This is a genomic window from Bartonella sp. AD328YNZD (genome assembly GCF_042196425.1).
On the sequence record NZ_JBHIQG010000752.1, the window covers coordinates 1 to 677 of the forward strand.

Consider the following 677-nt stretch of genomic DNA (forward strand, 5'->3'; position numbering starts at 1 on the left):
TTGGCTTTTTCGGCTTCGCTCTTGGCTTGATAGGCTTGTGAATCTGCCGACGCGGCTTTTTTCTTGGCTTCTTCGCCTGCCGTTTCTGCTAAACTTGCTGTAAGCTTAGCACTATCTGCTGTTTCATTCGCTTTGTGGGCTTTATTCCACGCTGCATTCGCTGTGCTTTTTGCATTTTCCACCTCACTACGCGCTTGCGTCGCATCATGTCTTGCATAACCAGCAGACTCCTTGGCTTCCTTGGCTATTTTTTGTGCCTCTTCCGCTTCTTCTTCTAAAGACGCGGCTTTCTTACCCGCTGTTTCGGCTGCCCTCTGCGCCTCTCCTGCTATATATTTTGCATTACTCGCTATTTCCTTGGCTTTTTCTACTTCATTCTTGGCTTCATACGCTCGGTCATCGGCTTTCTCTGCTATTTTCTTGGCTTCTTCACCTGCCATTTCTGCTAATCTGGCTATAGTCTTAGCGTTATTGGCTGCTTCATTCGCGTCGTAAGCTTTACTCCACGCTTCATTCGCTGTGCTTTTTACTTTTTCCACCTCACTACGCGCTTGCTCCGCATCATGGTTAGCATAACCTGCTGTCTGTTTGGCTTCTTTAGCTATTTTTTGTGCTTCTTCTGCGGCTGCTTCTAAAGACGCGGCTTTTTTACCCGCTGTTTCTGCCGCTTTCTGTGC

General features: G+C 47.7%; 1 pseudogene. It reads right to left on the reverse strand.

Annotated features, from left to right (window positions below):
- Positions 1 to 677: pseudogene (locus ACFIO3_RS14835) on the reverse strand (hypothetical protein); the annotation flags it as partial.